22 protein-coding genes are annotated in these 24,249 nt (G+C 71.4%); 8 read left to right on the top strand and 14 right to left on the bottom strand.

Annotated elements, in window-relative coordinates:
• Positions 1-49: 49 nt before the first annotated feature.
• The 8 genes from ACFZAU_RS17020 to ACFZAU_RS16985 form a co-directional block, all read right to left on the bottom strand.
• A complete protein-coding gene (locus ACFZAU_RS17020) occupies positions 50-391 on the bottom strand; it encodes a metal-sulfur cluster assembly factor (protein WP_500552783.1) in 342 nt (113 codons plus the stop codon).
• On the bottom strand, positions 388-852 hold the full coding sequence (sufU, locus tag ACFZAU_RS17015; RefSeq protein WP_500552782.1) for a Fe-S cluster assembly sulfur transfer protein SufU: 465 nt from the start codon (positions 850-852) through the stop codon (positions 388-390). The genes ACFZAU_RS17020 and sufU overlap by 4 nt, the downstream gene beginning before the upstream one ends.
• Before the next feature lie 19 nt (positions 853-871).
• Entirely contained in the window at positions 872-2,131 is a 1,260-nt protein-coding gene (locus tag ACFZAU_RS17010; protein ID WP_499606147.1) for a cysteine desulfurase, read from the bottom strand.
• On the bottom strand, positions 2,128-2,892 hold the full coding sequence (gene sufC, locus ACFZAU_RS17005; protein ID WP_500552781.1) for a Fe-S cluster assembly ATPase SufC: 765 nt from the start codon (positions 2,890-2,892) through the stop codon (positions 2,128-2,130). Before sufC ends, ACFZAU_RS17010 begins: the two co-directional genes overlap by 4 nt.
• A 7-nt stretch (positions 2,893-2,899) precedes the next feature.
• Positions 2,900-3,229, bottom strand: a complete 330-nt coding sequence (locus ACFZAU_RS17000; protein ID WP_018560671.1) for a non-heme iron oxygenase ferredoxin subunit — start codon at positions 3,227-3,229, stop codon at positions 2,900-2,902.
• Positions 3,226-4,401, bottom strand: coding sequence for a Fe-S cluster assembly protein SufD (sufD, locus tag ACFZAU_RS16995; protein WP_500552780.1), 1,176 nt, complete (start codon positions 4,399-4,401; stop codon positions 3,226-3,228). Before sufD ends, ACFZAU_RS17000 begins: the two co-directional genes overlap by 4 nt.
• A gap of 197 nt (positions 4,402-4,598) precedes the next feature.
• On the bottom strand, positions 4,599-6,020 hold the full coding sequence (sufB, locus tag ACFZAU_RS16990) for a Fe-S cluster assembly protein SufB (RefSeq protein ID WP_499606144.1): 1,422 nt from the start codon (positions 6,018-6,020) through the stop codon (positions 4,599-4,601).
• Positions 6,017-6,766 carry a helix-turn-helix transcriptional regulator gene (locus tag ACFZAU_RS16985; RefSeq protein ID WP_500552779.1) on the bottom strand — a complete coding sequence of 250 codons (750 nt, stop codon included), beginning with the start codon at positions 6,764-6,766 and terminating at the stop codon, positions 6,017-6,019. The genes sufB and ACFZAU_RS16985 overlap by 4 nt, the downstream gene beginning before the upstream one ends.
• A 215-nt stretch (positions 6,767-6,981) precedes the next feature.
• Here ACFZAU_RS16985 and ACFZAU_RS16980 point away from each other — a divergent pair, with 215 nt between their 5' ends.
• Positions 6,982-7,908 carry an ABC transporter ATP-binding protein gene (locus ACFZAU_RS16980; RefSeq protein ID WP_499606142.1) on the top strand — a complete coding sequence of 309 codons (927 nt, stop codon included), beginning with the start codon at positions 6,982-6,984 and terminating at the stop codon, positions 7,906-7,908.
• Between the two features lie 50 nt (positions 7,909-7,958).
• Entirely contained in the window at positions 7,959-8,675 is a 717-nt protein-coding gene (locus ACFZAU_RS16975; protein ID WP_500552836.1) for an ABC transporter permease, read from the top strand.
• On the opposite strand, the gene ACFZAU_RS16970 is transcribed toward ACFZAU_RS16975, so the two are convergent.
• Positions 8,662-9,942, bottom strand: a complete 1,281-nt coding sequence (locus ACFZAU_RS16970) for a glycosyl hydrolase family 28-related protein (RefSeq protein WP_500552778.1) — start codon at positions 9,940-9,942, stop codon at positions 8,662-8,664. The genes ACFZAU_RS16975 and ACFZAU_RS16970 overlap by 14 nt on opposite strands.
• Positions 9,943-10,003: 61 nt before the next feature.
• On the opposite strand from ACFZAU_RS16970, the gene ACFZAU_RS16965 reads away from it, so the two are divergent.
• A complete protein-coding gene (locus ACFZAU_RS16965) occupies positions 10,004-11,029 on the top strand; it encodes a COX15/CtaA family protein (protein WP_500463585.1) in 1,026 nt (341 codons plus the stop codon).
• Between the two features lie 686 nt (positions 11,030-11,715).
• Here the strand turns inward: ACFZAU_RS16965 and ACFZAU_RS16960 are convergent.
• The 4 genes from ACFZAU_RS16960 to ACFZAU_RS16945 form a co-directional block, all read right to left on the bottom strand.
• The gene (locus ACFZAU_RS16960) at positions 11,716-12,825 is read right to left on the bottom strand and encodes an amidohydrolase family protein (protein WP_500552835.1); all 1,110 of its coding nucleotides are present in this window, start codon (positions 12,823-12,825) and stop codon (positions 11,716-11,718) included.
• A complete protein-coding gene (locus ACFZAU_RS16955; protein WP_500552834.1) occupies positions 12,822-14,174 on the bottom strand; it encodes a glutamine synthetase family protein in 1,353 nt (450 codons plus the stop codon). The genes ACFZAU_RS16960 and ACFZAU_RS16955 overlap by 4 nt, the downstream gene beginning before the upstream one ends.
• Before the next feature lie 68 nt (positions 14,175-14,242).
• Positions 14,243-14,605 carry a hypothetical protein gene (locus tag ACFZAU_RS16950; RefSeq protein WP_500552777.1) on the bottom strand — a complete coding sequence of 121 codons (363 nt, stop codon included), beginning with the start codon at positions 14,603-14,605 and terminating at the stop codon, positions 14,243-14,245.
• Positions 14,606-14,629: 24 nt separating this feature from the next.
• Positions 14,630-15,580, bottom strand: coding sequence for a heme o synthase (locus ACFZAU_RS16945; protein ID WP_499606271.1), 951 nt, complete (start codon positions 15,578-15,580; stop codon positions 14,630-14,632).
• A gap of 341 nt (positions 15,581-15,921) precedes the next feature.
• Between ACFZAU_RS16945 and tkt the strand changes: the two genes are divergently transcribed.
• Genes tkt through pgl form a run of 5 tightly spaced genes read left to right on the top strand, consistent with a single transcriptional unit; the run spans position 15,922 to position 22,471 of the window.
• Positions 15,922-18,000 (top strand): transketolase, encoded by a 2,079-nt coding sequence (tkt, locus tag ACFZAU_RS16940; RefSeq protein WP_500552776.1) that lies wholly within the window; start codon positions 15,922-15,924, stop codon positions 17,998-18,000.
• 40 nt (positions 18,001-18,040) lie between these two features.
• Positions 18,041-19,159 carry a transaldolase gene (gene tal / locus ACFZAU_RS16935; protein WP_500552775.1) on the top strand — a complete coding sequence of 373 codons (1,119 nt, stop codon included), beginning with the start codon at positions 18,041-18,043 and terminating at the stop codon, positions 19,157-19,159.
• A gap of 5 nt (positions 19,160-19,164) precedes the next feature.
• Positions 19,165-20,688 carry a glucose-6-phosphate dehydrogenase gene (gene zwf, locus ACFZAU_RS16930; RefSeq protein ID WP_500552774.1) on the top strand — a complete coding sequence of 508 codons (1,524 nt, stop codon included), beginning with the start codon at positions 19,165-19,167 and terminating at the stop codon, positions 20,686-20,688.
• Positions 20,685-21,692, top strand: a complete 1,008-nt coding sequence (opcA, locus tag ACFZAU_RS16925) for a glucose-6-phosphate dehydrogenase assembly protein OpcA (RefSeq protein ID WP_499606134.1) — start codon at positions 20,685-20,687, stop codon at positions 21,690-21,692. Before zwf ends, opcA begins: the two co-directional genes overlap by 4 nt.
• Entirely contained in the window at positions 21,689-22,471 is a 783-nt protein-coding gene (gene pgl, locus ACFZAU_RS16920) for a 6-phosphogluconolactonase (RefSeq protein ID WP_499606133.1), read from the top strand. The genes opcA and pgl overlap by 4 nt, the downstream gene beginning before the upstream one ends.
• Before the next feature lie 103 nt (positions 22,472-22,574).
• Here pgl and pgi read toward each other — a convergent pair whose 3' ends face one another.
• Positions 22,575-24,236 (bottom strand): glucose-6-phosphate isomerase, encoded by a 1,662-nt coding sequence (pgi, locus tag ACFZAU_RS16915; protein ID WP_500552773.1) that lies wholly within the window; start codon positions 24,234-24,236, stop codon positions 22,575-22,577.
• Positions 24,237-24,249 lie beyond the last annotated feature (13 nt).

Raw genomic sequence — 24,249 nt, 5'->3', positions numbered from 1 at the left:
CGAAGGAACGGCGCCCCGCAGTCGCGGCCCGCGGTCGCGGGCATGAGGGTCAGACGTTGAAGCCCAGCGCGCGCAGTTGGTCGCGGCCCTCGTCGGTGATCTTGTCGGGGCCCCACGGCGGCATCCAGACCCAGTTGATCCTCAGGTCGTTGACGATGCCGTCGGTGGCCGACTTCGCCTGGTCCTCGATGACGTCGGTCAGCGGACAGGCCGCCGACGTGAGCGTCATGTCGAGGGTCGCGACGTTGCTGTCGTCGATGTGGATGCCGTAGATCAGGCCGAGGTTGACGACGTCGATGCCCAGTTCGGGGTCGACGACGTCGTAGAGGGCCTCACGGATCTCCTCCTCGCTCGCCGGCTTCGTCGTCGTCACTTCTGCGTTCTCGCTCATGCGGACTCCCTGACCGCGCCATCGCCCAGAGCCTGGGCGGTGGCGTCCTTCCACGCCATCCAGCTCAGCAGCGCGCACTTGACGCGTGCCGGGTACTTGGAGACGCCGGCGAACGCGACCGCGTCCTCCAGGACGTCCTCCATCGCGTCGTCGGGCTCCAGCTTGCCCTTGGACTGCATCAGCTCCAGGAAGACCTCCTGGACCTTCACGGCCTCGTCGACCTGGCGGCCGACGAGCAGTTCGTTGAGCACGGAAGCGCTGGCCTGGCTGATGGAACAGCCCTGGCCCTCGTAGCTGATGTCCTGGATGGACGTGCCGTCGAGCTTGACGCGCAGCGTGATCTCGTCGCCGCACGTCGGGTTGACGTGGTGCACCTCGACGTCGCCCTCGCGCAGGCCGCGGCCGTGCGGGTTCTTGTAGTGGTCCAGGATGACTTCCTGGTACATCGAATCCAGCTTCACAGGCTTCGCCGTCCGTCCCTCAGCCGAAGAAGTTCCGTACGTGCTCCAGCCCCTCGACCAAGGCGTCGACCTCGGCCGGGGTGGAGTACAGATAGAACGACGCTCGCGTGGTCGCGGGAATTCCGTACCGCAGGCAGACCGGCCGCGCGCAGTGGTGGCCGACCCGCACGGCGATGCCCTGCTCGTCGAGGACCTGGCCCACGTCGTGCGGGTGGATGTCGCCCAGGGTGAAGGAGATCGCGGAGCCGCGGCCCTCCGGGGTGTCCGGGCCGATGATCCTCAGGCCGGGCACCTCCTTGAGCCGCTTCAGTGCGTACTCGGTGATCGCGTGCTCATGCGCGGCGATCCGGTCCATGCCGATGGCGCTGAGGTAGTCCACCGCCGCGCCGAGGCCGACGGCCTGGGCGATCGGGGGCGTGCCCGCCTCGAACTTGTGCGGCGCGGGCGCGTAGGTCGACTCGTGCATCGAGACGGTCTCGATCATCTCGCCGCCGCCCAGGAACGGCGGGAGGTCCTCCAGCAGCTCCTGGCGGCCCCACAGCACGCCGATGCCGGTCGGGCCGAGCATCTTGTGGCCGGTGAAGGCCACGAAGTCGGCCTGCAGCGCCTGCACGTCCAGCACCATGTGCGGCGCGGCCTGCGAGGCGTCGATCAGCACCAGGGCGCCGACCTCCTGCGCGCGGCGCACGAGGGCCTCGACCGGGTTGACCGTGCCCAGGATGTTGGAGACCAGCGTGAAGGAGACGATCTTGGTCTTCTCCGTGATGACCTGCTCGATGTCGCTCAGGTCGAGCCGGCCGTCGTCGGTCAGGCCGAACCACTTCAGCTTCGCGCCGGTGCGCTGCGAGAGCAGCTGCCACGGCACGATGTTGGAGTGGTGCTCCATCTCCGTGATGACGATCTCGGTGTCGGCGTCCACCCGGTAGGGCTCGTCGGCCCAGCCCAGCATGTTGGCGACCAGGTTCAGCGACTCCGAGGCGTTCTTGGTGAATATCACCTCGTCACGGCTCGGGGCGTTGATGAAGGCCGCGATCTTGTCGCGGGCGCCCTCGTACAGCGCCGTGGCCTCCTCGGCGAGCGTGTGCACACCGCGGTGGACGTTGGCGTTGTAGCGCTCGTAGTACTCGCTGAGGGCGTCGAGGACCTGGCGCGGCTTCTGCGAGGTCGCGGCGTTGTCCAGGTAGACGAGCCTCTTCCCGTCGTGGACCAGGCGGTCCAGCACCGGGAAGTCCTTGCGGATCGCCTCGGCGTCCAGCAGGCCCGGCAGCTGCGGTGTCACTCGGACGCGCCTCCCTTCACATAGGCCTCGTAGCCCTCGGCCTCCAGCTTGTCCGCGAGCTCGGGACCGCCGGACTCGGCGATCCGGCCCGCGGCGAAGACGTGGACGTGGTCGGGCTTGATGTAGCGGAGAATGCGCGTGTAGTGGGTGATCAGCAGGGTGCCGACCTCACCGTTCTCGCGCACCCGGTTGACGCCCTCGGAGACGATGCGCAGCGCGTCGACGTCCAGGCCGGAGTCGGTCTCGTCGAGGATCGCGATCTTCGGCTTGAGCAGCTCGAGCTGGAGGATCTCGTGGCGCTTCTTCTCACCGCCGGAGAAGCCCTCGTTGACGTTGCGCTCGGCGAAGGAGGTGTCCATGTGCAGGCGCTCCATGGCCTCCTTGACCTCCTTCACCCAGGTGCGCAGCTTCGGGGCCTCGCCGCGGATGGCGGTGGCCGAGGTGCGCAGGAAGTTGGAGACGGAGACGCCGGGGACCTCGACGGGGTACTGCATGGCCAGGAAGACGCCCGCCCGGGCCCGCTCGTCGACGGACATGGCGAGCACGTCCTCGCCGTCCAGGGTCACGGTGCCACCGGTGATGGTGTACTTCGGGTGCCCGGCCAGCGAGTAGGCCAGGGTCGACTTGCCGGAACCGTTCGGACCCATGATGGCGTGGGTCTCGCCCTGCTTCACGGTCAGGTCGACACCGCGGAGGATCTCCCGCGGACCGTTCTCGGCCTCGACGGAGACGTGCAGGTCGTGGATCTCAAGCGTTGCCATGGGTGTCTCAGGACTCCTGGGTGACGGAGACGAGCACATCGTCCCCTTGGATCTGAACGGGGTACACGGGGACGGGCCGCGTCGCGGGCAGCCCGGACGGCTTGCCGGTCCTCAGGTCGAAGGAGGAGCCGTGCAGCCAGCACTCGATCTGGCAGTCCTCCACCTCGCCCTCGGACAGCGAGACGTTCGCGTGCGAGCAGATGTCGTTGATCGCGAACACCTCGCCCTCGGTGAGCACGACCGACACCGGCACGCCGCCGAGCTCGACACGCTTGGGCGTGTCCTCCTCGAGCTCGCTCAGCGCGCAGGCGCGGACGAAGCCTTCGGCAGTGGTCATACGACGGACGCCTCCAGCTCCGCGTCGATCTTCTCCAGCAGGCGCTCCTGCAGGTCCGCGACACCGATCTGCTGGATCAGCTCGGCGAAGAAGCCGCGCACGACCAGCCGGCGGGCCTCGTCGGCCGGGATGCCGCGGGCCATCAGGTAGAACAGCTGCTCGTCCTCGAAGCGGCCGGTCGCCGAGGCGTGGCCGGCGCCAACGATCTCGCCGGTCTCGATCTCCAGGTTGGGCACCGAGTCGACCCGGGCGCCGTCGGTGAGCACCAGGTTGCGGTTGAGCTCGTAGGTGTCGGTGCCCTCGGCCTCGGCGCGGATGAGCACGTCGCCGATCCACACCGCGTGCGCGTCCCGGCCCTGCAGCGCGCCCTTGTAGGCCACGTTCGACCGGCAGTGCGGGGTGTCGTGGTCGATGAAGAGGCGGTGCTCCTGGTGCTGGCCCTCGTCGGTGAAGTACAGCCCGTACAGCTCGGCCTCGCCGCCCGGGGCGCCGTAGACGACCCGCGGGTGCAGCCGCACCACGTCGCCGCCGAAGGTGACGACGACGGACTTGAAGGTCGCGTCGCGGCCGACCAGCGCGGTGTGCTGGGCGGCGTGCACGGCGGTGTCGTCCCAGTCCTGGATGGAGACGACCGTCAGCTTGGCGCCGTCGCCGACCAGGTACTCGACGTTGGCGGCGACGGTCGCGTCGCCGGTGTGGTCGATCACCACGACCGCCTCGGCGAAGGCGCCGACCTCGACGACCTGGTGGCCGAAGGCCACGCCGCCCTGGCCGTGCACGGAGATCCGCACCGGCTCGGAGAGCACCGCGTCCTTGGGGATCGAGACGACGCCGGCCTTCTCGAAGGAGCTGTACGCCTGGGCGGCGACCCGGTCCACCGGCTTGCCCGCCCTGCCGACCCGGGCGTCGTCCCGGCCGACGGTCTCGACGGTGACGCCCTCGGGGGCGCTCACCTCGACCTTGACGCCGCCACCGGTGGCGACGGCGGTGCCGTCGTGCAGGCCGCGCAGCCGCTCCAGCGGGGTGAAGCGCCACTCCTCCTCGCGGCCTTGGGGCACGGGGAAGTCGGCCACGTCGTACGACGCGGGCGCGCTGACCCGGGCGTCCCGGGGCTGGCCGACCTGGATGGCGCCTTCGGTGGTGGCACCGGCGGCCGGGATGGTTTCAGCCATGGCTGGTTTACTGCCTCTTTCTGTGTTCGCTCGCCTCCGGGCGCTCTGACCCGCCGCCGACGCTCCTCGACACTGCGCTCCCTCGTTCCTCGGTCGCTTGGTCTCGTCACTTTCGGCGGCGGCGCGCCCTTTGGCTCGCTCACGAGCTTGACGGGGTTGCCATGCCAGGGGGTGGCCCCGGGCGGAGGGGGGCGGCGTCAGCCGACCGCGCCCTCCATCTGCAGCTCGATCAGCCGGTTGAGCTCCAGCGCGTACTCCATGGGCAGCTCGCGCGCGATGGGCTCCACGAAGCCGCGGACGATGGTGGCCATCGCCTCGGTCTCCTCCAGGCCGCGGCTCATCAGGTAGAAGAGCTGGTCCTCGCTGACCTTGGAGACCGTCGCCTCGTGGCCCATGGACACGTCGTCCTCGCGGACGTCCACGTAGGGGTAGGTGTCCGAGCGGGAGATGGTGTCCACCAGCAGCGCGTCGCACAGCACGTTGGACTTGGAGCCGTGGGCACCCTCGCCGATCTCGATCAGACCGCGGTAGGAGGTGCGGCCACCGCCGCGGGCCACCGACTTGGAGACGATCGAGGAGGAGGTGTTCGGCGCCATGTGCACCATCTTGGCGCCGGCGTCCTGGTGCTGGCCCTCGCCCGCGAAGGCGATCGACAGGGTCTCGCCCTTGGCGTGCTCGCCCATCAGGTAGACGGCCGGGTACTTCATGGTCACCTTGGAGCCGATGTTGCCGTCGACCCACTCCATGGTCGCGCCCTCGTACGCCACGGCGCGCTTGGTGACCAGGTTGTACACGTTGTTCGACCAGTTCTGGATCGTCGTGTAGCGGCAGCGGCCGCCCTTCTTCACGATGATCTCGACCACGGCGCTGTGCAGCGAGTCCGACTTGTAGATCGGCGCGGTGCAGCCCTCGACGTAGTGGACGTAGGCGTCCTCGTCGACGATGATCAGCGTCCGCTCGAACTGGCCCATGTTCTCGGTGTTGATCCGGAAGTAGGCCTGCAGCGGGATCTCGACGTGCACGCCCTTCGGCACGTAGATGAAGGAACCGCCGGACCACACCGCGGTGTTCAGCGAGGCGAACTTGTTGTCACCCGCGGGGATGACGGTGCCGAAGTACTCCTGGAACAGCTCCGGGTGCTCCTTGAGCGCGGTGTCGGTGTCCAGGAAGATGACGCCCTGCTCCTCCAGGTCCTCGCGGATCTGGTGGTAGACGACCTCGGACTCGTACTGCGCCGCCACGCCCGCGACCAGCCGCTGCTTCTCCGCCTCGGGGATGCCCAGCTTGTCGTAGGTGTTCTTGATGTCCTCGGGCAGGTCCTCCCAGGACTCCGCCTGCTTCTCCGTGGACCGCACGAAGTACTTGATGTTGTCGAAGTCGATGCCGGACAGGTCCGAGCCCCAGGTGGGCATGGGCTTCTTCCCGAAGAGCTTCAGGCCCTTGAGACGCAGCTTGAGCATCCACTCGGGCTCGTTCTTCTTCGCGGAGATGTCGCGGACGACGTCCTCGTTCAGGCCACGACGGGCGGCGGCACCGGCCACGTCCGAGTCGGCCCAGCCGTACTCGTAGTTGCCCAGACCCTCGAGTTCAGGGTGAGCCGTCTCCAGGGGGGCAGTCATGCGGGGTTCCTCCCGGCGTTGCTTGCGGTGTTGTTCGGTGCGGTGGTTCCGGCCGACGGCGCGGTCTTCGGCACGAAGGTGGTGCAGACACCGTCTCCGTGGGCGATGGTCGCCAGCCGTTGTACATGAGTGCCGAGCAGGCGGGAGAAGACCTCTGCCTCCGCCTCGCACAGCTGCGGGAACTGCTCGGCGATGTGGGCCACCGGGCAGTGGTGCTGGCAGAGCTGCTCGCCGGCGGAGGCGGGCGCGCCACGCGTCGTGGCAGCGTACCCGTCCTGGCTGAGCGCCTTGGCCAGCGCCTGTGTGCGTTCCTCGGGGCCGGCCGCCTCGACGACCGCGCGGTAGCGTTCGGCCTGCGCGGCGACCCGGGCGCGGGCGAAGGCGGAGACCGCGGCTTCACCCTGCTGCCCGCCTCCGGCGGACTCGGCGATCCAGCGCAGGGCGTCGGCGGCGAGCTGGTCGTAGGCCTGGTCGAAGGCGTCGCGACCGCAGTCGGTCAGCGCGAACACCTTGGCGGGGCGGCCGCGGCCGCGGTTCCCGTAGACCCGCTTCTCGCGCGGCTCGACCATGCCCTCGGCGACGAGCGCGTCCAGGTGGCGGCGTACCGCCGCCTGCGTCAGCCCGAGCCGTTCCGCCAGGTCGGCGGCGGTCGACGGCCCGTGGACCAGGACGGACCGGGCGACCCGGTTGCGGGTGCTCCGCTCCCCGGTCGTCTGCTCCTCCTGAGCCTCGGACGCGTTTTTCACAAGACCAGTGTTGCGTAATTCATCTCGCAGAGGCAAGCGGCGGTCCTCCAGGCGAATGTCTGCTGCGTCACTTAGGGAAACCTAACCTGACCTGCGGAAACGATCTTCTCCGCCGCCCGGACCCGGCCGCCGCGCACCCCCCGCGACCGGCGACGACGGCACCACGCGCCGCCCTCCCGGCGGGGCGGCCCTCGCGGGTTCGTAGACTTCCCGTCATGCGAATGGACCCCGCGGTCGAGGTGACGGGACTGGTCAAGCGTTACGGCGCCAAGACCGCGGTGGACGGGCTCGACCTGACCGTCGCCCGGGGCACCGTCGCCGCCGTGCTCGGACCCAACGGAGCCGGGAAGACCACCACCGTCGAGACCTGCGAGGGCTACCGCCGTCCCGACGGCGGCCAGGTGCGGGTGCTGGGACTCGACCCCGTACGGGATACGGCCGCCCTGCGGCCCCGGATCGGCGTGATGCTGCAGTCCGGCGGGGTGTACGCCGGCGCCCGCGCCGAGGAGATGCTGCGCCACACCGCCAAACTGCACGCCGACCCCCTCGACCCGGCCCTGCTGATCGAGCGGCTCGGCCTCGAGTCCTGCGGCCGCACCCCGTACCGGCGGCTCTCCGGCGGCCAGCAGCAGCGGCTCGCGCTCGCCATGGCCGTCGTGGGCCGCCCGGAGCTGGTGTTCCTGGACGAGCCGACGGCCGGACTGGACCCGCAGGCCCGCCGCGGCACCTGGGACCTGGTCCGCGAGCTGCGCGCCGACGGCGTCACCGTCGTCCTGACCACGCACTTCATGGACGAGGCCGAACAGCTCGCGGACGACGTCGCGATCATCGACAAGGGCCGCGTGATAGCGAGCGGCACCCCCGAGGAACTGTGCCGCGGCGGCGCGGAGAACACCCTGCGCTTCTCCGGCCGCCCGGGCCTGGACCTGGCCTCGCTGCTCAAGGCGCTGCCCGCCGACTCCGCCGCGGTGGAGCTCACGCCGGGCAGCTACCGGATCGAGGGCAAGGTCGATCCGCAGATGCTGGCCACCGTCACCTCCTGGTGCGCCCAGCACGGCGTGATGCCGGACCGCCTCGCGGTCGAACGGCGCACCCTGGAGGACGTCTTTCTGGAGCTCACCGGCAAGGAGCTGCGTTCGTGACCGCCACCGGCACCTTCACCCCGGCCCCCGGGGCGGCACCGCTGCACCGGATGATCGGCGCCCAGACCGCGCTGGAGACCCGGATGCTGCTGCGCAACGGCGAGCAGCTGCTGCTGACCGTCGTGATCCCCACGCTGCTGCTGGTCCTGTTCAGCGCCGTCGACATCGTCGACACCGGCGCCGGCAAGGCCGTGGACTTCCTCGCCCCCGGCATCCTCGCCCTGGCCGTGATGTCCACCGCCTTCACCGGCCAGGCCATCGCCACCGGCTTCGAGCGGCGCTACGGCGTGCTGAAGCGGCTCGGCGCGTCCCCGCTGCCGCGCTGGGCCCTGATGACCGCCAAGACCGGCTCCGTGCTGGTCACCGAGGTCCTGCAGGTCGTGCTGCTGACCGTGATCGCGTTCGCCCTGGGCTGGTCGCCGCACGGCAACCCTTTCGCGGTGGTCCTGCTGCTCGCCCTGGGCACGGCGGCCTTCTCCGGCCTCGGCCTGCTCATGGCCGGCACACTGCGCGCCGAGGCCACGCTCGCCGCCGCGAACCTGGTCTTCCTGCTGCTGCTCGTAAGCGGCGGGGTGATCGTGCCGCTCGACAGGTTCCCGGGCGGGGTGCGCTCGGTGCTGGAGCTGCTGCCGATCTCCGCCCTGTCGGACGGCCTGCGGGACGTCCTGCAGCACGGCGCGGGCATGCCGTGGGGCGACCTCGGCGTCCTCGCCGTGTGGGCGGTGCTGGGCCTCGGCGCGGCGGCCCGCTGGTTCAGGTGGGAATGACGCAGTCCACGAAGCGGGCGAAGCCGGTTCCCTGGCCCTCGTCGAGCGCCAGGAAGCCGCTCTCCGGGGCGTGGCTGGCCAGCAGGCACATGTCGTAACGCACGGTCGTGGGCAGTTCGGCGGAACCGTCGGTGCGGTAGCGGTGGGCCCCGGTGAGCTGGCAGGAGTCGTAGCGCACGAGCGGGCCGCGCGGGCCCAGCGTGTAGCGGTGGGCCCGCAGTTGCGGGGCGAAGGACTTGAACGCGTTGGCCGTGTCGTCGCAGTCGTTGAAGTGGACGGCGCCGCCGCCCCATTCGCAGTCGATCACGACGGTGTCGGCGTTGCGCAGCTCGAAACGTATGTCCTCGGCGTGGAAGCGCTGCACCGAACTGAAGTGCTGCTTGCGGGGGAAGCGGAAGAACGCGCTCTCGTAGCCGTAGTCGGGGTGGGGCGCGGGGCGGCGCCCGGTGACGATGTAGCTCCCGGCGCGGCAGGTGACGGAGCCGCCGTAGGGGAACTCCAGGAAGTTGCCCCACTCGTAGGTGACGTTCATGTCGGTGAACCAGTAGTTGAGGAACTGGTCCTGCTGCTCGGGGTTCTCCGAGCGCTTGGACAGACCGGAGTAGAGGAAGGCCCTGCGGTAGGCGCCGCCCACCCGGCAGGCCTCCCAGCGCATCTCGGAGTTGGTGTTGGTGCCGTCGAGGGCGAGGCCGTACTCCCACTCCCCCATCCACTCGCAGTCGGTGAAGCGGTAGTTCGCCGCGCCGCCGGTGGAGTAGGAGGAGAAGAAGGAGGCGCCGGGGGTGCCGGAGGTGAAGCGCAGGCCCTCGAAGGCGAGGTTCTGCCACATGTCGTCGTTGCGGCAGAGGAAGGCGCCGGCGGGCTCGCGGGGCGCGAAGACGATCTCGCTGATGCGCAGGCCCGCCCCGCGGAAGCGCAGCCCGTTGGCCGCGTTGGACGGGTCGTCGCCGTCGAGCAGCGCGCCGGGCTCGGTGATCAGGTACCTGCCGGGCGGGACGTCGATCACCGTGCGGCCGGTGTGGTCGTCGAGCCGTGACTCCGCGTAGCGGTAGGCGTCGGCGAAGGCCTTGCTGTCGTCGGTGGTGCCGTCGCCCTTGGCGCCGAAGTCGGCCACGACGTCGACCACGCCGGGGTGCGTGGCGCTCCTGGGCTGCCGCACGGCCTCGGCGGCAGGTGTGTCGGCGGCGGAGTACGCGGCCGCGCCGATCCCCGTGAGCGCCGCCGCGGCGCCGCCGTACAACAGTTTCCGCCGGTCGACCTCGGACATGGCCCCCATCCCCTCCCCCGGGTGTCCCCCTCGTGAAGGATTGCACAAGGAGGCGCCTACGATGGTGGCCGTGCCGAATCTCAGCCAAGCAGGCCAAGCGTCGCGAAACCCCCTGGCCTTCATCGCCCAGCGCTGGACCCCGTCCCCGGAGACGGTCCGGCGGGCCGCGCTGGCCGCGCTCGTGATGAGCGTCGTCATCGTGGTGACCGGCGGTGCCGTCCGGCTGACCGGTTCGGGCCTCGGCTGCCCGACCTGGCCCAAGTGCACCGACGACAGCCTGACCGCGACCCGGGCGATGGGCGTGCACGGGGTCATCGAGTTCGCCAACCGCATGCTGACGTACGTGCTGTGCGCGGCCGTGGGCTGGGCGATCATCGCCGCGCGGGCCGTGAAGCCGTGGCGGCGCGGGCTCACCCGGCTCGGCTGGGCCCAGTTCTGGGTCGTCATGGGCAACGCCGTGCTCGGCGGTTTCACCGTCCTGACCGGCCTCAACCCGTACACCGTCGCCGCGCACTTCCTGCTCTCCAGCGCGCTGATCGCCGTCGCGCTGCTGATGTGGCAGCGGACCGGCGAGGGCGACGCGGGTGCGCGCCCCCTGGTCGGCAAGCCGGTCAGGCAACTGGCGTGGGTGCTGGTCGCCGCCTCCGGGGCGCTGATCGCGGTCGGCACGCTCGTGACCGGAGCCGGGCCGCACGCCGGCGACAGCAGCGACGTGCCGCGCGTGCCGGTGAAGTGGGAGACCATCTCCCAGCTCCACGCCGACCTGGCGTGGGTGGTGTGCGGGCTGACGATCGCGCTGTGGTTCGTGCTGCGCGCCGTCGACGCGCCCGCGGGGCCGCGGGCCCGGGTGCGCGACCTGCTGGTCGTGCTGCTGGCGCAGGGCGTCATCGGCTACGTCCAGTACTTCACGAAGCTGCCCGAGGTCCTGGTGGCCCTCCACATGCTCGGCTCGACGCTGGTGTGGATCGCGGTGCTGCGGGTGCTGCTGTCGATGCGCGAGCGGCCGGAGGCGGAGCCCGGCGAGGAACAGCTCGCGGTGCCCGTCCCGTCCTCGTCCTCGGCCCCGGAGCCTGCGCCGGCTGCGTAGCGGCCTGCCCGGTGGCGTCGGGGAAGTGGGGCCGGGGCGGTGGGGGCCGCGCCGGTGGTTCGGCTGTCTCGCCGTCTCGCGCCCTTCGGGCGCACAGCGGCGGGCTGCGGGTGGGAGGGTGGCGGTCCGGGGTGGGTCGGCAGTCTGCGGGTCGGTGGGCGGCCGGGGTTCAGGCGCCGGAGCGGGGTGCCTTTCCAGTGGCGGAGGTCTCGTTGCCGTCCGCCGGTGCAGATGGCCGGTGACCACGCCCACCCTTCGTGGGGGGGCGCGCCCGCCGTAACCCGCGTCTGCGGGTGCTTCCCCGATCCGACATCGGGCTCTGTTTCGACGTCTATGACGCTGAAAGCAGGCCCGATCTCCGTCCGCGCAAAGATCGGGCTCTGTTCCGCCGGCGATCTCCCACCGACCCCCGACAGCACCTCGAATCACCCGCAGACGCAGGTAACGGCGGGCGCGCCCACCACCGGCAGTAGGCGTGGAAGCGGCCATCTATACCCGCGGACGGCAACGAGACCCAGGCCACCGGAAAGGCACCCCGCTCCGGCGCCTGAACCCGCCTCCCCCCACCCACCCGCACACTGCCGACAAGGCCGGGCCCCACCCTCCCACCCGCAGCCGGCATCTTTGCGCCCGCAGGGCGCGAGACGGCGGGAAAGACGACGTCACCCCACCGCCCCCACCCCCGCTCAGGGGAGCCCGTACACCCGTCGCGCGTTGTCCGCCGCCACCATGGCCGCGACGCGCCCGGCGTCCGCCGCCGACCAGGCACCGTCCGCGACCCAGCCGCCCAGCACCTCGCGCACCGCGCCGCGGAAGGCCTCGGCGCCGGTGACGTACAGCTCGGGCAGTCCGTAGGCGTCCGTCGAGAACAGCAGCTTCCCGAACGGCGCCAGCTCCAGGAACTCCGCCAGGACCGCCCCCGCCCGCGCCCCCACATGGGTGAGGGCGAGGCCGACGTCCGCGTACACGTGCGGGAAGACGTTCGCCAGGTAGGCGGCCTGACGGTGGTACGGGTAGCAGTGCAGCAGCACCAGATCGGTCCCGGTCCCCGCGGTCGCCCGGGCGAAGTCGGTGAGCAGCGCCGGGTCGGCGTGGTCGAGCCGCAGGTCCGGGTCGCCGAAGCCGGTGTGCAGTTGCAGCGGCAGCCCGGTCGTGACGGCCGTCCACAGCAGGTGCCGCAGCAGGACGGGGTCGCCGAGCCGGTCGCGGCCGGCGCGGCGCGCCTCCAGCCACGCCCCCGCCGCGTGCCGGACCTCGCCGGGGGCGGGCGGCTCCGGGGCGAGGCCCAGGCCGTGGCGGTAGGCGGCGATCGACTTGAAGCCGGCGGCGGTGCGCGCGGCGTCGTGGACGGCCGCGGCGATGCCCTCGACGAGTTCCCCGACCGAGTCGCAGGCCCCGGCGACGTCCTCGGCGAGCCGCTCCAGCCGGACGATCTCCCGCTGCGCTCCCCCGCTGGCCGCGGCGAGTTCCGCGGGCGTCGTGAGGTCCCCGGGCAGTCCGGTGTCGACGACGTACGTGCCGATGCCGCTGCCCCGCAGCAGCCGGCGCGTGCTCTCGTACGTCCCGAGCTCGCGGCGCCGCGCGAGGTAGCCCGCGGGCGGGCAGTGCGGCTCCAGACCGAGCAGCGGCGGGCACCAGCGGCGGACGGCGAAGCCCGTCTGGGTGTCGAAGAAGGTGGTGCCGGGCGCGGCGGGCGTGTCGGACTCGGTGAGATACGTCTCGAAGGCCGCGATGCCGAGCTCTCCGCGGACGACGCCGTGGCAGTGGTGGTCGACCAGCGGCGGAAGCTCGATCACCAGCGCCACCGGGTGGCCTCCGCGAGCTCGGCGGGACCGTACTCGGCCAGGGCCTCGGACTCGGCGCGCCGCACCGCGACCACCGCGCCGAACAGCGCCTCGCCCAGGGCCTCCTTCAGCGCGGTGCTGCGCACCAGGTGCGAGAGGGCCTCGCCGAGCGAGGTCGGCAGCCGCTTCTGCTCGCCGCGCCCGGCCGGGTCGCCGCTGACCGGAGGGGGCAGCGTCCCCCCGCCGTCGCGCAGGCCGGCCAGGCCCGCAGCGATGACGGAGCCGACCAGCAGGTAGGGGTTGGCGGCGGCGTCGAAGGGCTTGAGCTCGGCGTGGCCGCCGTCGGGGTCGTCGGCCTCGCCCGGCACCAGGCGCAGCGCCGCCTCCCGGTTCTCCACGCCCCAGCAGCGGTGCGCCCCGGCCCAGCGGGAGGGGACGAGCCGCAGGTAGGAGGCCGGGGAGGGGGCGCCGATGGCGCACAGGGCGGGCAGGGCGTCGAGCACGCCGGCCAGGAAGGTGTTCGCGGTGGGTGCCAGGCCGTACGGGGCGGTGGGGTCGCGGTGCAGGTTGTGTCCGTGCTCGCTCAGGCTCAGGTGCAGGTGGCAGCCGTTGCCGACCTGTCCGGCGACGACGGCCGGGGCGAAGGAGGCGCGCAGGCCGTGGGCGGCGCTGACCGCCCGTACGGTCTCGCGGACGAGGACGACCTCGTCGGCGGCGCGGACCGGTTCGGCGGGCGCGGTGGAGACCTCGAACTGGCCGGGCGCGTACTCGGGGTGCACCTGGAGGACCTCGACGCGCTGGGCGGCGAGGGCGTCGTGGAGGTCGAGCAGGTAGTCCGAGAGTTCGGTCACCCGGGTCATCCCGTAGGCCGGTCCGCGGGAGGCCCAGTCGCCGCTGCCGTCGTCCTTGACCACGACCCACTCGGTCTCGAAGCCCATCCGCAGCTCCAGGCCGCGGCCCGCGGCGCGCTCCGTCATGCGCCGGGCGAACAGCCGCTGGCAGCCGGGGTGCGGACGGCCGTCCTGGCCGTAGCGGTCGGCCGGCGCCCAGGCCCAGCCGGGCCGGGCGGCCAGCACGGTCAGGCGGTCCAGGTCGGGGAAGAGCCGCAGGTCGCCGTCGGGGCCGCCGATGAGCGGGGAGGAGGTGATGGAGTCGTCGGAGGTGAAGACGTCGAAGACCGGCGACATGCCCACCCCGCGGTGCGCGGCCTGCGGCAGCCGGGCGGTCGGCACCGTCTTGGCCCTGCTGACGCCCGCGTTGTCGACCCAGCTGACGGCGACGGCGCGCACGCCCTCCGCGGACAGCCGCGCCGCTTCCCGGCGGGCCGTCAGCCGCCGCTCGTCGCGTTCCTCGGTGTCCACCGACGCCTCCTCGTTCCCACCCGTCAACCGGACCACTCCTCCCATGGTCCTCACAGGCGGGCCCGGCGTCAGGTGTTGGCGGGGCCGCCGATCTGGATCCCGGCCATCCGCGACCACTCGTAGCGGCCGGTGCGCACCTTGGCCGCGAGTTCGCCGTCGAAGGACTCGTACACGATGATGCCGGAGCGTTCGACGGCGCTGCGGGCGATGTCGTAGGTGGGGGCCACCAGGTCGCCCCACTCGCCGTTCTCGCCGACGAGCACGATGCGGGTGCCGGCCTCGCCGATGTACGCGATCTGGCCCTCGGCGCCGCCGCCGTGGCTCTTGGCGAACGCGGTGATCTGCTTCGCCAGGCGGGCGGCGCGGCGCTCCGCGCGGGCCGCGGCCCGGCGGTCCGCGGCCTGGGTGACTGCTTCCTGGGTCTCTGCCATGGACAGAATGCTACCCGCGGGTAATCAGCGCAGGAAGGGGTCCACGGCGACGGCGACGAACAGCAGCGTCGCGTAGGTGATGGACCAGTGGAAGAGCCGCATCTCCTTGAGCTTGGCTCCGACCACACCGGCCTTCGCCCGTGCGTACAGGGCGTGCGCCTCGACCAGCCAGAAGGCGCCCAGCAGCACGGCGGCGGCCGCGTAGAACCAGCCCGCCGCGCCGAGCGGCCACCACAGGGTGAGCGAGACGAGCACCATCACCCAGCTGTAGATGACGATCTGCCGGCCCACCACGACGTTGCCCGCGACGACCGGGAGCATGGGCACGCCCACGCGCGCGTAGTCGTCCTTCACCTTCATCGACAGCGGCCAGTAGTGCGGCGGCGTCCAGAAGAAGAGGACGAGGAAGAGGACGAACGGCGCCCACGCCACCTCGTTGCGCACCGCCGACCAGCCGATGAGCACCTGCATGCAGCCGGCGATGCCGCCCCACACGATGTTCTGGGCGGTGCGGCGCTTGAGGCCGAGGGTGTAGACGAAGACGTAGTAGAGGATGGCGGCCAGGGACAGCGCCGCCGACAGCGGGTTGACGAGCACCCAGAACCACGCGGTGGAAACCACCGAAAGCGTGATGCCGAAGACCAGACACTCCCACGGCGCGACCATGCCGGTGACCAGCGGGCGCTGCTCAGTGCGGTGCATCAGCGCGTCGATGTCGCGGTCGATGTACATGTTGAGGGCGTTCGCGCCGCCGGCCGACATGTAGCCGCCGATCATCGTCACCGCGACCAGCCAGAGGTCGGGGACGCCGCCCGCCGCCAGGAACATCACCGGAACCGTCGTGATGAGCAGCAGCTCGATGATGCGCGGCTTGGTCAGCGCCACGAACGCCATCACACGGGCACCGAACGGCCGGTGGCGGTGGCTCGACCCGATGGCTCCGGCGGGCCGGGATTCGACGGCCGTCACGAACACCCCTGACGAAAAGTCCAGCAAGCGGCTCCGCTTGCGCGTACCACGCCACTTTAGACGTAGCGGATACCCCGCCCGCGCTCGGGGGTGCCACGTGTTGGCCTCCATAGCGCAAGAGAGGTGCAACCTGAAGGTGTTCTGCGTTCAACAGGCGAAGAAACGCTGACCGGGGCACGCTGGTGACACCACCGGTGCCGGGGAGGGAATGCCGCTGCCCGGGGATCGGTTGCCGCACGCGTCGAGCCCGCACTCGAATAGGTGCACGTACGTGCAGGGGTAGGCTCGGCAACGCCCGGTGTGCACTTCGTCACCGGCGTAATACATGTGGAGAGGAGCCCTCTCAGGTGAGCACCGAGCCGACCACCTCCGAGCTGGAGTGGAGCGAGCTGGACGGGCGCGCGGTTGACACCGCCCGGGTTCTGGCGATGGATGCCGTGCAGAAGGTCGGCAACGGCCATCCGGGGACGGCGATGAGCCTCGCCCCCGCGGCCTACCTGCTGTTCCAGAAGCTGATGCGGCACGACCCCTCGGACGCCGGGTGGACCGGTCGCGACCGCTTCGTCCTCTCGCCGGGTCACACGTCCCTGACGCTGTACACGCAGCTCTTCCTTTCGGGTTACGGGCTGGAGCTGGAGGACCTCAAGGCCTTCCGCACCTGGGGCTCGCGCACCCCGGGCCACCCCGAGCACGGTCACACGACGGGTGTGGAGACCACCACCGGCCCGCTGGGCCAGGGCATCGCCAACGCGGTGGGCATGGCGATGGCCGCCCGCTACGAGCGCGGTCTGTTCGACCCCGACGCGGCGCCGGGCGAGTCGGTCTTCGACCACACCGTCTGGGCGATCGTCTCCGACGGCGACCTGGAGGAGGGCATCTCCGCCGAGGCGTCCTCGCTGGCCGGCCACCAGAAGCTGGGCAACCTGATCGCGCTGTACGACGACAACCACATCTCGATCGAGGGCGACACCGCGACCGCCTTCTCCGAGGACGTGCTCAAGCGCTACGAGGCCTACGGCTGGCACGTGCAGCGCATCGAGCAGGAGCCGTCGGGCGACTTCGACGTCCGGGCCCTGTACGCCGCCTTCGACAAGGCCCGCGCCGTCACCGACCGCCCGTCGATCATCGCGGCCCGCACGATCATCGCCTGGCCCGCCCCGAACGCCCAGAACACCGAGGCCGCCCACGGCTCGGCGCTGGGCGACGCCGAGGTCGCGGCCACCAAGAAGGTGCTGGGCTTCGACCCGGAGCAGAGCTTCGAGGTCGCCACCGAGGTGCTGGCGCACGCGCGCAAGGTCGCCGACCGCGGCCGCGAGGCCCACGCGGAGTGGACCAAGCGGTTCGAGGAGTGGCGCTCCGCCAACCCCGAGCGGGCCCGGACCTTCGACCGCATCCACGCCGGCGAGCTCCCGGCCGGCTGGGAGGACGTGGTCCCGGAGTTCCCCGCGGGCAAGGACGTCGCCACGCGCAAGGCCTCCGGTGAGGTGCTGAAGGCGCTGGGCGGCGTGATCCCCGAGCTGTGGGGCGGCTCCGCCGACCTGGCCGGCTCGAACCTCACCACCATCGACGCCTCGTCCTCGTTCCTCCCGGCGGACAACCCGCTGCCGGAGGCGAGCCCGTACGGCCGCACCGTGCACTTCGGCATCCGCGAGCACGCCATGGGCTCGACGATGAACGGCATCGCGCTGCACGGCAACACCCGCGTCTACGGCGGCACCTTCCTGGTGTTCTCCGACTACATGCGCCCGGCCGTGCGCCTGGCCGCGCTGATGAAGCTGCCGGTCTCCTACGTCTGGACGCACGACTCCATCGGCCTGGGCGAGGACGGCCCGACCCACCAGCCGATCGAGCACCTGGCGGCGCTGCGCGCCATCCCCGGCCTGAACGTGGTCCGGCCGGCCGACGCCAACGAGACGGCGATCGCCTGGGCGGAGATCATGCGCCGCCACACCGCCAAGCCCGCGCCGCACGGCGTGGCGCTGACCCGGCAGAACGTGCCCACCTACCCGGCCGACGAGAACGCGGCCAAGGGCGGCTACGTGCTGTTCGACGCCGAGGGCGGCCAGCCGCAGGTCATCCTGATCGCCACCGGTTCCGAGGTGCAGCTGGCCGTCGAGGCCCGCGAGGCGCTGCAGGCCGACGGCATCCCGGCGCGCGTGGTCTCCATGCCGTCCGTGGAGTGGTTCGAGGAGCAGGACCAGGCGTACCGCGACAGCGTCATCCCGCCGAACGTGCGGGCGAGGGTCGCCGTCGAGGCCGGCATCGGGCTGACCTGGCACCGCTTCGTCGGCGACGCGGGCCGGATTGTGTCCCTGGAGCACTTCGGGGCAAGCGCCGATTACAAGGTCCTCTACCGCGAGTTCGGTCTGACCGCAGAGGCCGTGGCCGCCGCCGCGCGCGACTCGCTCGCCGCCGCCGCTCGCTGACGCACAGACGCATACGACGTACCGAGGAGATGCAGAACCCATGACAGACGCACTCAAGCGCCTCTCCGACGAGGGCGTGGCGATCTGGCTCGACGACCTGTCCCGCAAGCGGATCACCTCCGGCAACCTGGCCGAGCTCATGGACCAGAGCCACGTGGTCGGTGTCACCACCAACCCGTCGATCTTCCAGAAGGCCATCGCCGGCGGTGACGGCTACGAGCAGCAGCTCGCCGACCTCGCCGCCCGGAGGCTGACGGTGGACGAGGCGCTGCGGATGATCACCACCGCGGACGTGCGCGACGCCGCCGACGTGCTGCGCCCGCTGTACGACGCCAGTGGCGGCCAGGACGGCCGGGTGTCCATCGAGGTGGACCCGCGTCTGGCCCACAACACCGTCGCCACCATCGCCGAGGCCAAGCAGCTGGCCTGGCTGGTGGACCGGCCCAACACCCTGATCAAGATCCCGGCCACCAAGGCGGGCCTGCCGGCCATCACCGAGGTGATCGGCCGGGGCATCAGCGTCAACGTCACGCTGATCTTCTCGCTGGAGCGCTACCGCGAGGTCATGGACGCCTACCTGGCGGGCCTGGAGAAGGCCCGGGCCGCGGGCCTGGACATCTCCCTGATCCGCTCGGTGGCCTCCTTCTTCGTGTCGCGCGTGGACACCGAGATCGACAAGCGCCTGGAGAAGCTGGGCAGCGACGAGGCCAAGGCCCTCAAGGGCAAGGCCGCCGTCGCGAACGCCCGGCTGGCCTACCAGGCGTACGAGGAGGTCTTCTCCTCCGACCGCTGGCGGGCGCTGGAGCACGAGGGCGCGCACAAGCAGCGCCCGCTGTGGGCCTCCACCGGCGTGAAGGACCCGGCCTACCCGGACACCCTGTACGTGACCGAGCTGGTCGCCCCGGGCATCGTCAACACCATGCCCGAGGCCACGCTGGACGCGGTGGCCGACCACGGCGAGGTCACCGGCGACACCATCCGCGGCACGTACGAGCAGGCCCGGGCCGAGCTGGACGCGATCGGCGCGCTCGGCATCTCGTACGACGACGTCGTCCAGCTGCTGGAGGACGAGGGCGTGGAGAAGTTCGCGGCGTCCTGGAACGAGCTGCTGGGCTCGACCGAGGCCGAGCTCAAGCGCCTGGCGCCGAAGGAGGCGTAAGCACGTTGAGCAGCGCCAACCCGCTGCGTGACGCATCGGACCGACGGCTCCCGCGCATCGCGGGGCCGTCGGGCCTGGTGATCTTCGGCGTCACGGGTGATCTGTCACGCAAAAAGCTGATGCCCGCCGTGTACGACCTGGCCAACCGCGGGCTGCTGCCGCCGGGCTTCTCGCTGGTCGGCTTCGCCCGCCGCGACTGGGCGGACGAGGACTTCGCGCAGGTCGTCCACGACTCCGTCAAGGAACATGCGCGCACACCCTTCCGCGAGGAGGTCTGGCAGCAGCTCTCCGAGGGGATGCGGTTCGTCCCCGGCGACTTCGGTGACGACCAGGCCTTCGAGAAGCTGCGCGCGACGGTCGACGAACTCGACAAGGCCCGCGGCACGGGCGGCAACTTCGCCTTCTACCTCTCGGTGCCGCCCAAGTTCTTCCCGTCGGTGGTCCAGCAGCTGAAGAAGCACGGGCTGTCCGACCCGGCCGAGGGCTCGTGGCGGCGCGCCGTCATCGAGAAGCCCTTCGGCCACGACCTGGCCAGCGCCCAGGAGCTCAACCAGGTCGTCCACCAGGTCTTCCGCTCCCAGGACGTCTTCCGGATCGACCACTACCTGGGCAAGGAGACGGTCCAGAACATCCTGGCGCTGCGCTTCGCCAACACGATGTTCGAGCCGCTGTGGAACCGCTCCTACGTCGACCACGTGCAGATCACGATGGCCGAGGACATCGGCATCGGCGGCCGCGCGGGCTACTACGACGGGATCGGCGCCGCACGCGACGTCATCCAGAACCACCTGCTGCAGCTGCTCGCGCTGACCGCCATGGAGGAGCCCGCCTCCTTCGAGGCCAAGTCGCTGGTGCAGGAGAAGCTGAAGGTGCTGCAGGCGGTCAAGCTGCCGGCCGACCTCGGCGGGCACACGGTGCGCGGCCAGTACGCGCACGGCTGGCAGGGCGGCGAGGAAGTGCTCGGCTACCTGGAGGAGGAGGGCATCGACTCCGGGTCCAAGACCGACACCTACGCCGCGATCAAGCTGGCCATCGACAACCGCCGCTGGGCGGGCGTCCCGTTCTACCTGCGCGCCGGCAAGCGCCTGGGCCGCCGCGTCACCGAGATCGCGGTCGTCTTCCAGCGCGCCCCGCACTCCCCGTTCGACAACACCGCGACCGAGGAGCTGGGGCAGAACGCCCTGGTCATCCGGGTCCAGCCGGACGAGGGCATCACCATCAGGTTCGGTTCCAAGGTGCCGGGCACCTCGATGGAGATCCGGGACGTGACGATGGACTTCGCCTACGGCGAGTCCTTCACCGAGTCCAGCCCGGAGGCCTACGAGCGGCTGATCCTGGACGTCCTGCTCGGCGACGCCAACCTCTTCCCCCGGCACCAGGAGGTCGAGGAGTCCTGGCGGATCCTGGACCCGATCGAGGAGTACTGGGACCGGCACGGCAAGCCCGAGCAGTACACCGCGGGCACCTGGGGTCCCAAGGCGGCGGACGAGATGCTCGCACGAGACGGCAGGAGCTGGCGCCGGCCATGAACATCGACCTGACCGAGACCACCTCGAGCAAGATCAACTCGGCGCTGATCAAGGCCCGCAGGGCCATCGGCAGCCCCGCGGTCGGCATGGTGCTCACCCTCGTCATCGTCACCGACGAGGGCAACCACTACGACGCCCTCAAGGCCGCCTCCGACGCCTCCCGCGAGCACCCCTCGCGCATCCTGGTCGTCATCAAGCGCCCCGGACGCTCCCCCCGCGACCGGCGCAACGCACGCCTCGACGCCGAGGTGCGCGTCGGCGGCGAGTCCGGCACCGGCGAGATCGTCCTGCTCCGCCTGCACGGCGAACTCGCCGACCACGCCGAGAGCGTCGTGCTCCCGCTGCTGCTGCCCGACGCGCCCGTCGTCGTGTGGTGGCCCGAGGACGCGCCCGCCAACCCCGCCGAGGACCTGCTGGGCCGGCTCGCGGCGCGCCGGATCACCGACGCGGCGGCCACCGAGGACCCGGTCGCCGCCCTGGGGGTGCGCGCCGCGTCGTACACCCCCGGCGACACCGACCTCGCCTGGACCCGGATCACCCCGTGGCGCAGCGTGCTGGCCGCGGCCCTGGACCAGAAGCAGGCCGCGGTCAAGGGCGCCGTCGTCGAGGGCGAGGCGTACAACCCGAGCACGGAGCTGCTCGGGCTGTGGCTCGCCCGGCGCCTCGGTGTGCCCGTACGGCGGAAGGTCTCCGACGGCCCCGGCATCACCGCCGTACGGCTGGCGACCGCGGACGGCGAGATCTGCCTGGACCGGCCGACCGGCTCGCTGGCCGAACTGGCCATCCCCGGCCAGCCGGACCGGCACGTGGCGCTGCAGCGGCGGCTGACCTCCGACCTGATCGCGGAGGAGCTGCGCCGGCTCGACCCCGACGAGGCGTACGCGGCGGCCGTCAAGTTCGGCGTGGACCAGCTCTCACGCGCCGAGGAGACGGCCGAGCCCGCCGCCGCGGCCGCGGGAGCGGGCCAGGACGGCGGCTCCGGCAAGAAGGCGGCCGCACAATGACCGCACCGCAGGTGGTCGTCCACCGGGACAAGGAACTGATGGCGCAGGCCGCCGCGGCCCGGCTGATCACGAAGATCGTGGACGCCCAGGCCGCCCGCGGCTCCGCCTCGGTGGTGCTGACCGGCGGACGCAACGGCAACGCCCTGCTCGCCGCCCTGGCCGCCTCGCCGGCCCGGGACGCGGTGGACTGGGCGCGGCTGGACCTGTGGTGGGGCGACGAGCGGTTCCTGCCCTCGGGCGACCCGGAGCGCAACGAGACCCAGGCCCGCGAGGCGCTGCTCGACGCCGTTCCGGTCGACCCGGCGCGGGTGCACGCCATGCCGTCCTCGGACGGGCCGCTCGGCAACGACGCGGACGCCGCCGCCGAGGCCTACGCGCAGGAACTGGCGGAGGCCGCCGGTCCCGAGGACCACGGTCCGGTGCCCTCCTTCGACGTGCTGATGCTCGGCGTGGGGCCGGACACCCATGTGGCCTCGCTGTTCCCCGGGCACCCGGGGGTCCGCGAGACCGAGCGCACCGTCGTGGGCGTGCACGGCTCCCCCAAGCCGCCGCCGACCCGGATCTCGCTCACCCTGCCCGCCATCCGCGCCGCCCGCGAGGTCTGGCTGCTGGCGGCGGGCGAGGACAAGGCGGGCGCCGTGGCCATCGCCCTGTCCGGGCCCGGTGAGATCCAGGCGCCCGCGGCCGGTGCGCACGGGCGGGCCCGCACGCTGTGGCTGCTGGACCGTACGGCCGCCGCGAAGCTGCCCCCGCAGCTGTACCCGCCGTCCTCCCCGTGAGGCGGTGACCGGCGCGGGACGCCGCACACGAAGAAGCCGCCGGGCGGGCTCCTCGGAGCCCGCACGGCGGCTTCTTTTCTTCGTGCGCCCTGCGCTGTGAGACTCAGCGGCCGCGCAGCGACCGGTAGGTGGCCACGAGGGCCTTCGAGGACGCGTCCAGACCGGCCACGTCGGCGCCCTCGGTCAGGGCGGGCTCCATGCGCTTGGCGAGGACCTTGCCGAGCTCGACGCCCCACTGGTCGAAGGAGTCGATGTTCCAGACCGCGCCCTGCACGAAGACCTTGTGCTCGTACAGCGCCACCAACTGGCCCAGCACGGACGGGGTCAGCTCCTTGGCGAGGACGGTCGTCGTCGGGTGGTTGCCGCGGAAGGTGCGGTGCGGGACCTGCGCCTCCGGGACGCCCTCGGCGCGGACCTCCTCGCTGGTCTTGCCGAAGGCCAGCGCCTGCGTCTGGGCGAAGAAGTTGGCCATCAGCAGGTCGTGCTGGGCGGCGAAGGCCGGTTCCAGGTCGTCGACCGGGTTGGCGAAGCCGATGAAGTCCGCCGGGATGAACTTCGTGCCCTGGTGCAGCAACTGGTAGTAGGCGTGCTGTCCGTTGGTGCCCGGCGTGCCCCACACGACCGGCCCGGTCTGCCAGTCGACGGGCCGCCCCTCGCGGTCGACGTACTTGCCGTTGGACTCCATGTCGAGCTGCTGCAGGTAGGCCGTGAACTTCGACAGGTAGTGGCTGTACGGCAGGACCGCGTGCGCCTGCGCGTCGAAGAACTGGCCGTACCAGACGCCCAGCAGGCCCATCAGCAGCGGCGCGTTGGCCTCCGGAGGGGCGGTGCGGAAGTGCTCGTCGACCAGGTGGAAGCCGGCCAGCATCTCCCGGAACTGCTCCTCGCCGATGGCGATCATCAGCGAGAGCCCGATCGCGGACGGGTACGAGTAGCGGCCGCCGACCCAGTCCCAGAACTCGAACATGTTGTCGGTGTCGATGCCGAACTTGGAGACCTCCGCCGCGTTCGTGGACACGGCCACGAAGTGGAAGCGCACCGCGTTCTCGTCGGCGCCGAGCCCGTCGAGCAGCCACTCGCGCGCCGAGGTGGCGTTGGTGATGGTCTCGATGGTGGTGAACGTCTTGGACGCGACGATGAACAGCGTCTCGGCGGGGTCCAGGTCGTGCAGCGCCTCGTGGAGGTCGGCGCCGTCCACGTTGGAGACGAACCGGAAGGTGAGCTCGCGGTCGGTGTACGCGCGCAGCACCTCGTAGGCCATCGCCGGGCCCAGGTCGGAACCGCCGATGCCGATGTTCACCACGTTCTTGATGCGGCGTCCGGTCGAGCCGACCCACTTGCCCGTGCGCACGGAGTGGGCGAAGCTCCCCATCCGGGTGAGCACGTGGTGGACGCCGGGCACGACGTTGACGCCGTCGACCGTGACGTCGGCCGACTGGGGGGCGCGCAGCGCGGTGTGCAGCACCGCGCGGTCCTCGGTGACGTTGATCTTCTCGCCGCGGAACATGGCGTCCCGCAGCGCCGCGACACCGGTGGCCGCCGCGAGGTCGCGCAGCAGACGCAGTGTCTCGTCGGTCACCAGGTGCTTGGAGTAGTCCAGATGGAGATCGCCGACCTGCACGGTGTAGCGCCGGGCGCGGTCCGGGTCGGCGTCGAACAGCTCCCGCAGGTGGGTCGCGCCCATTTCCTCGCGGTGCTCGGCGAGCGCGTGCCACTCGGGCCGCTGGTCGAGACGGGTTCGGCCCTGCGTGTTGGTATCGGACATCAGTCCACTTCTC

It is taken from the genome of Streptomyces sp. NPDC008238 (assembly GCF_042956445.1).
Classification (GTDB): Bacteria; Actinomycetota; Actinomycetes; order Streptomycetales; family Streptomycetaceae; genus Actinacidiphila.
The sequence above is the reverse complement of the archived record's forward strand: the minus strand, read 5'-3'. Positions and strand labels throughout refer to the sequence as shown.